This is a genomic window from Georgenia sp. (assembly GCF_054605595.1).
The window spans coordinates 41,800-48,830 of record NZ_JBTSDU010000009.1; the positions used below are offsets into that span (position 1 = coordinate 41,800).

General features: G+C 74.2%; 7 protein-coding genes. All 7 read right to left on the bottom strand.

The window, feature by feature from the left end; genetic code table 11:
• Positions 1-10: 10 nt before the first annotated feature.
• Genes steA through ACYC1Z_RS02460 form a run of 7 tightly spaced genes read right to left on the bottom strand, consistent with a single transcriptional unit; the run spans position 11 to position 6,586 of the window.
• Positions 11-1,213: a putative cytokinetic ring protein SteA gene (gene steA / locus ACYC1Z_RS02430; RefSeq protein ID WP_461407966.1), complete on the bottom strand. Its 1,203-nt coding sequence runs from the start codon at positions 1,211-1,213 to the stop codon at positions 11-13.
• A gap of 4 nt (positions 1,214-1,217) precedes the next feature.
• On the bottom strand, positions 1,218-2,945 hold the full coding sequence (recN, locus tag ACYC1Z_RS02435; RefSeq protein ID WP_461407967.1) for a DNA repair protein RecN: 1,728 nt from the start codon (positions 2,943-2,945) through the stop codon (positions 1,218-1,220).
• Entirely contained in the window at positions 2,942-3,781 is an 840-nt protein-coding gene (locus ACYC1Z_RS02440) for an NAD kinase (RefSeq protein ID WP_461407968.1), read from the bottom strand. The genes recN and ACYC1Z_RS02440 overlap by 4 nt, the downstream gene beginning before the upstream one ends.
• Complete coding sequence (locus tag ACYC1Z_RS02445) at positions 3,778-4,635, bottom strand: TlyA family RNA methyltransferase (RefSeq protein WP_461407969.1); 858 nt, start codon at positions 4,633-4,635, stop codon at positions 3,778-3,780. The genes ACYC1Z_RS02440 and ACYC1Z_RS02445 overlap by 4 nt, the downstream gene beginning before the upstream one ends.
• Position 4,636: 1 nt before the next feature.
• Positions 4,637-4,801, bottom strand: a complete 165-nt coding sequence (locus ACYC1Z_RS02450) for a hypothetical protein (protein WP_461407970.1) — start codon at positions 4,799-4,801, stop codon at positions 4,637-4,639.
• A gap of 41 nt (positions 4,802-4,842) precedes the next feature.
• Entirely contained in the window at positions 4,843-5,919 is a 1,077-nt protein-coding gene (locus ACYC1Z_RS02455) for an HAD-IIA family hydrolase (protein ID WP_461407971.1), read from the bottom strand.
• A gap of 4 nt (positions 5,920-5,923) precedes the next feature.
• Complete coding sequence (locus tag ACYC1Z_RS02460; protein WP_461407972.1) at positions 5,924-6,586, bottom strand: hypothetical protein; 663 nt, start codon at positions 6,584-6,586, stop codon at positions 5,924-5,926.
• Positions 6,587-7,031: the final 445 nt, after the last annotated feature.

The window sequence follows — 7,031 nt, forward strand, 5'->3', positions numbered from 1 at the left end:
TCTCTCCTGCTCAGGTCGTGGACGTCGAGGGCACGAAGCCCAGCAGTATGCGGACCTGGTTCACCAGGTCGTCGAACCAGGCACCGCCCAGGCCGAAGAGGGTCTGCCCGACGTTCGTGGCGGCGAGGGCCACCACGAGGGCCACCAGGCCGGCCAGGGCGAGCAGCACGAGCTGCCATGTCCCGATGCGGTTGCGGTAGAGCTGGGAGACACCCTTGGCGTCGATGAGCTTGCTGCCGATGCGGAGCCGGGTGAGGAACGTCGAGGCCATGCCGGAGCGCCCCTTGTCGAGGAACTCGATCATCGTGTCATGGGTTCCCACGGCGACGATCAGCTTCGCGCCGAGGTCGTCGGCGAGCAGCATCGCGATGTCCTCGCTGGTGCCGGTGGCCGGGAAGACGACGTGCTCGACGCCGAGGTCGGCGACGCGGCGTGCCCCCGGGGCGCGGCCGTCGCGGTAGGCGTGCACGACGATCTCGGCGCCGGACCTCAGGGCCTTGTCGGAGACGGAGTCCATGTCGCCGACGATCATGTCCGGGGTGTGGCCCGCCTCGATGAGCGCGTCGGCGCCCCCGTCCACGCCGACCAGGACCGGCCGGTACTCCCTGATGTAGGACCGCAGCATGGCCAGGTCCTCCTTGTAGTGGTAGCCGCGGACGACGACCAGGACGTGGCGGTCGGCCACCTTCGTGTGCACCTTCGGCACGCCCACGCCGTGGACGAGCAGGTCACGCTCGCGGCTGACGTAGTCCATCGTGTTGGCGGCGAACGCCTCGAGCTGGACGGACAGGCCCTCGCGCGCCTCGGCCATGGCGGCCTCGACGCTGGCGGCGTCCTGCACGGCACCCTCGGCGAGGAGCTTGTCGCCGGTGCGGACCTCGCCGCCGTCGACGGTGACGTCCTGGCCGTCGCGCAGGGCCATGACGGCGGGCCCGAGGTCGTCGACGAGGGGGATGCCCGCCTCGACCAGGATGCCCGGGCCGAGGTTGGGATAGCGCCCCGAGGTCGAGCGGGCGGCATTGAGGACGGCGGCCGGCCGGCAGGCGACGAGGGCCTCCGCCGAGACGCGGTCGATGTCCTGGTGGTCGATGACCGCCACGTCGCCAGGGCGCAGCCGCTTCGTGAGGTCCTTCGTGCGCGGGTCGACGCGGGCCGGACCACGCGTGCCGCCGTCGAGAGCGGGCTCTCGGCGGCGACGGAAGTGAGCAATCACCCGCTCATGGTCGCACGGACGACTGCTCGAGCAGCTCAGCGGCATGCCGGAGAGCGGCGCTGGAGTCCTCCTGGCCGGAGAGCATCCGGGCCAGCTCGCGGACCCGGTCGGGCCCGTCGACGACGGTGACGTCGGTGGCGGTGACGGCCCCGTCCGCGTCGGTGGCGTCCTTGCGGACCACGAGGTGCCGGTCGGCGAACGCGGCGACCTGGGCGAGGTGCGTGACGACGATCACCTGGGCGCCCCGGGCGAGCCGGGCGAGCCGGTGGCCCACCTCGATCGCGGCCTTGCCGCCGACGCCGGCGTCGACCTCGTCGAAGACGAAGGTGCGCGGTGCGCCGTCCGGGCCGTCGGGGCTCGCACCGTCGGTGGCGAGCGCGACCTCGATGGCGAGCATGACCCGCGACAGCTCGCCGCCCGAGGCGCCCTGGCCCAGCGGGCGTGCCGGGGCACCAGGGTGGGCGGCCAGGAGCAGCTCGACGTCCTCACCGCCGTGCGGGCCGGGTTCGGGCAGCGGGGCGAGGCGGGCGCTCAGGTGGGCGCCGCGCATGGCGAGTCCGGCGAGCTCGGCGTCGACCGCCGCGGCGAGCCGGTCCCCCACGGTGCGGCGGGAGGCGGTGAGGGCGGTGGCCGCCGCGGTCAGCGCCTCGGTGGCGCGGGCGAGCCGGTCGCGGAGTACCTGGCCGGTGTCCTCCGGGCCGTCGAGGTAGGCGAGCCGGGCCCGGGCGCGCTCCGCCCAGGCGAGGGCGGCGTCGACGTCGGGCCCGTGGGTGCGGGTGAGCTCGGTCAGGGCGGCGCGCCGCTCGTGGACGGCGGCCAGGCGCGCCGGGTCGGCGTCGAGGTCGGCGAGGTACCCGGCGAGCTCGGTGCCGACGTCGGAGAGGAGGTAGGCGACCTCGGCGAGGCGCTGGGACCACTCACCCAGGGCGGCGTCGTCGTCGGCGGCCTGGTCGAGGCTGCGACGGGCGGACTCCACGAGCGTGCTGGCGTCGATCTCGTCGGGGCCGTCGGCGCCGCCGGTGAGCGCCTGGTGCGCGTGCCCGGCGGCTGCGCGCAGTTCCTCGACGTTGCCCAGGCGCTGGGCCTCCTCCTTGAGCGCCCGGTCCTCCCCCGGCAGGGGCTCGAGCGCGTCGATCTGGTCGAGCCCGGCCCGCAGGAGCGCGATCTCCTGCTCGCGCGCCCCGGCCGCCTCCGCCCACTCGCCGAGCTCGGTGCGGGCCGCGACGAGATCTGCGTAGGCCGCGCGGTACGCGGCGTACCGCGCGGCGTGCGTCGCTCCGCCGAACGCGTCGAGCGCCGCCCGCTGCTGGGCGGGGGCGCGGAGCCGGAGCTGCTGGGACTGGCCGTGGACGGTGACCATCTGCTCGCCGATCTCGGCGAGGACGGCGGTCGGCACCGTCCGGCCACCGAGGTAGGCCCGGGAACGGCCCTTCGCCGGGACGGTGCGCACGGCGAGCAGCTCGCCGTCCTCCACGGCGGCGCCCGCCTCGGCGGCGCGCTCGGCGGCGGCGCTGCCCTCGGCCACGGAGAACGCCCCCTCCACGAAGGCCTGCTCGGCACCGCGGCGCACGAGCGCCGGGTCGGCCCGGCCGCCGAGGAGGAGGTCGAGGCTGGTGAGCACCATGGTCTTGCCGGCGCCGGTCTCACCCGTGATGACCGTGAAGGTGGGGGCGAGGTCGAGCTGGGCCGCGGCGATCACGCCGAGGTTCTCGATGCGGACCTGCTCGATCACGCGGGGCTCCGGGGCGTGCGCCAGCCGGTGACCGGGAGGTTGAACTTCGCCACGAGCCGGCCCGAGAAGGGTGCGGGAAACAGGCGCGCGAGCCGCACGGGCTGCGTGCCACGTCGGACCTGGATCCGGGTGCCCGGCGGGGCCAAGAGGGTGCGGCGCCCGTCGCACCAGATGACGCCGCCGGTCTGGTCGTATGCCAGCACCTCGACCTCGAGCACGGAGTTCGGACCGACGACCATCGGGCGGGTGAAGAGCGCGTGCGCCGCGATGGGCACCACGAGCAGCGCCTCGACGTCGGGCCACACGACGGGGCCGCCGCCGGAGAACGCGTACGCGGTGGAGCCGGTCGGGGTGGCGAGCACGATCCCGTCGCACCCGAGGGTGGAGACCTCCCGCCCGTCGACGCCGAGGGTCACCTCGACCATGCGGGCGCGGGTGCTCTTCTCCACCGCGACCTCGTTGATGGCCCAGTCGCGCTGCTCGTCCCCGTCCGGGGTGCGGGCGACGACGTCGATCGTCATCCGCTCCTCGACGGTGTAGTCGCGGGCGACGACCCGGGCGACGACGTCGGGCAGGGCCTCGGGCTCGGCCTCGGCGAGGAACCCGACGTGACCCAGGTTCACCCCCAGCAGAGGGACGTCGAAGGTGCGGGCCAGCTCGGCGGCCCGCAGGAGCGTGCCGTCCCCCCCGAGGACCATCACGAGCTCGGCGTCCTCCGCGGTGCCGTCGCGGATGACCTCGATACCCTGCGCCCGCAGGTCCTGGCTGACGCGGTCCGCCGCGACGACGGCCTCGTCCCGGCCCTCGTGGCTGACCACGAGGATGCGGCGGCTCATGTGTTCTCCTCGTGGTTGTCGAAGCTGTGGGTACTCCCTGCCGGGCCGGTGCGGATGGCCGCGTCGATGGCCCCGGTGAGCGCGTCATCGTGCAGGGCGCCCGGGTGCTCGCGGCGCAGCGCGATGAAGTACTCCACATTCCCGGACGGCCCGGGCAGCGGGCTCGGGACGACGGCCCACGTGTCGAGCCCCAGTTCGGCGGCGGCGGCCGAGACGGTACGGACGGACTCCGCGTGGAGCGCCGTCTCACGGACGACGCCGCCGCTGCCGAGGCGTGCCCGGCCGACCTCGAACTGCGGCTTGACCATGAGGAGGAGGTCGGCGTCCGGCGCGGCCGCCCGGGCGAGCGCCGGCAGGACCAGGGTGAGCGAGATGAAGGACATGTCCCCCACGACCAGCCCGGGTGCCGGGGCCACCTGCGCCGGCTCGAGCGTGCGGACGTTGGTGCGGTCGAGGACGGTCACGCGGGGGTCTGCCTGCAGCCGCCAGGCGAGCTGACCGTACCCGACGTCGACGGCGACGACGTGCCCCGCGCCGCGCCGGAGCAGGACGTCGGTGAATCCCCCGGTGGAGGCACCGGCGTCGAGGCAGCGGCGGCCCGCGACCGTGGGTGCGGCATCGCCGAGGGCGTCGAGCGCGCCCGCGAGCTTGTGCGCGCCGCGCGAGACGTAGTCGTCCTCCTCGGCGGTGTCGACCAGCAGCGCCTGGGCGGGGTTCACCTGGCGCGCAGGCTTGGTGACCACCTGACCGTCGAGGAGCACATGCCCCGCGGTGAGCAGCTCGCCGGCGTGCTGGCGCGAGCGGGCCAGCCCCCTGCGGACCAGCTCGGCGTCGATGCGGATCAGGCGGGCCACGTCAGCTCTCGGCGCCCGTCAGCCGCGCCGACAGGTGCGAGTGGATGGCCTCGAAGACGGCGACCTGCTCCGCGAGCGGGGTGCCGTCGAGCTCGTCGAGCTGCTCGAGGGGGTCCTGCTCGTTCCGGCGCGGTCGGAGGTCGGCAGGGGTGGGGGGCTGCGTCACAGTCGTCTCCTTCCGGACCGGTCGGGTGGGTCGAGTAGAGGTTATCGCGGCGCGACGACCTCGAGCAGCGGCACGTGAGCGGCCGTGAGCACGGCGCCGGCGTCCACCGAGGCCCAGGCGGCGGCGGTGATCGCCCGCCACGCGTCGAGCGACACGACGGCGGGCTCGTGGGCGTCGAGCGTGATCGACGCGGTTCTGCCCCGCAGTTCCACGTGGGGCTCGGGCCCGGCGACCCGGGCGGCTGCCACCCCACAGGTCCACCAGCCGTCGGCGCCGAGCGCCGGGGCCGGGTGGGTCTCGGCGAGGCTGCGCAGGTCCACGGCGAGGTAGCTCGGCCGCTCCTGGGGTGCGGCGAGGACGACGTCGCGCGCATCGCTGACGCCGGTGAGCACGTGCAGGCCGGGGATCCCGGCGGCCTGCGCGCCGGCGAGGTCGGTGTTGAGCCGGTCCCCGACGGCGAGGGCGCGTCCGCCGCCGCCCTTGACCACGGCCTGGTGGAAGATCTCCGGCTGAGGCTTGCCGGCCGAGACGGGCACGACGCCGGTGGCGTTGACCACCGCGGCGACGAGCGACCCGTTGCCTACCGCCATCCCCCGCTCGGTGGGGAGGGTCGCGTCGAGGTTGGTCGCGACGTAGCGCGCCCCGGCAGCGATGGCGTAGACCGCCTCGCTGAGGTCGCGCCAGCCGATCTCCGGGGAGTAGCCCTGGACCACGGCGACCGGACCGTCCGCCGCGGTGTCCGCCAGCCGGAAGCCCGCCTCGGTCAAGGCGCTGCGCAGCCCGGCGCCGCCGACAGGGAGGACGACCGAACCGGCCGCGAGCTCCTCGGCGAGGATGGCGGCCGCCGCCTGCGAGGACGTCATGACCTCTTGCTCTGCGGTCGGTATGCCCAGCGACGTGAGCTGGTCGGCAACGGTCCGGGGCTCACGCGCGGCGTTGTTCGTCACGAACATCATCCGCATGCCGTGCGCACGGGCCGCGGCGACCCCCTCGTCCGCGTGCTCGACAGGCTCCGCCCCCCGGTAGCAGACCCCGTCGAGGTCCATGAGGGCGAGGTCGTAGGCGGCCGCGAGCGGGACGTCGCTCCCCAACAGGGAGGTGGGCGTGGTGGCGGTCAAGCGGTCACTCCTTCTCGCGGGGTTCCTCGGGCAGTCCGAGCTGCAGCTCGGACTGCGCGAACGCCCCATCCTCGTCCACCGGCTCCGACTCATCCACCGGCTCCGACTCATCCACCGGCTCATCGATGCCATCGGCGAGATCGACCACGATGATCTCATCCTCGACGACGGGCTCCGGGCCGGCGGCGTGACGCAGCGCGTCGGCCTCGTCCGTACGCCCGAGCTCCTCGAGACGATCGGCGCGCACCAGCGAGATACGCCGGAGCAACTCCGGGTCCCGCACGGCGTCGAGCAGCGGAGACTCGAGAACCAGCAGTCCTGCCTCGCTCTCGTCGAGGTCCGCACGGGCGCCACTCGCCACGAGCGCCAGCTCGACCCGGTCACTCTCCGACAGCGTCTTCATGTCAGTCTCTGTCACGATGGCGAGTGCACGCTCAGGCCGGCCCAGACCACGCTCACAGTCCGCCTCCATCGGGCGGTGCGCATCGATGCCCGAGAGCCTACGGACGGTGCGGAGTTCGCGAAGGGCCTCCGCGAATCGGTCGGTTGCGTATGCGGTGATTGCGAGTGACTCCCGCACGACGTCGACCCGACCCGCGCGTCTCATCGCGGCCTGGGCGTGCTCATAAGCAAGCTCTGGCTCGGTGTCGATGAGCCGCCCCGCCATCACGAGGTGGCGAGCGACGAGATCTGCGTTGTTCTTGCTCAGCGTGCGAAGCGGTCCGCGTGCGGCCCGGTCGAGCATCTGCGGCTCGACGTCATCCGGAAGTTCCGGCTCGTCCGGGCGTGCGTCCCTGACATCCTGCGGCGGCCGCGACGTGCGGCTCGGCCCCGCCTGGTAGCCGCCCTCACGACGAGGGCCGGAGTCACCGTCGCGACGCGGACCGGACTGGTAGCCGCCCTCGCGGCGGGGACCGGACTGGTAGCCCCCCTCGCGGCGGGGACCAGACTGGTAGCCGCCCTCGCGGCGGGGACCAGAGTCACCGTCACGACGAGGACCGGACTGGTAGCCGCCCTCGCGGCGGGGACCAGACTGGTAGCCGCCCTCGCGGCGGGGACCAGAGTCACCGTCACGACGAGGACCGGACTGGTAGACCCCCACGCGACGAGGA

Coding starts and splice junctions, on each gene's coding strand:
- ACYC1Z_RS02440 (WP_461407968.1), bottom strand. CDS start 3,781: ATGAGCCGCCGCATCCTCGTGGTCAGCCACGAGGGCCGGGACGAGGCC.
- ACYC1Z_RS02460 (WP_461407972.1), bottom strand. CDS start 6,586: ATGGCGGGGCGGCTCATCGACACCGAGCCAGAGCTTGCTTATGAGCAC.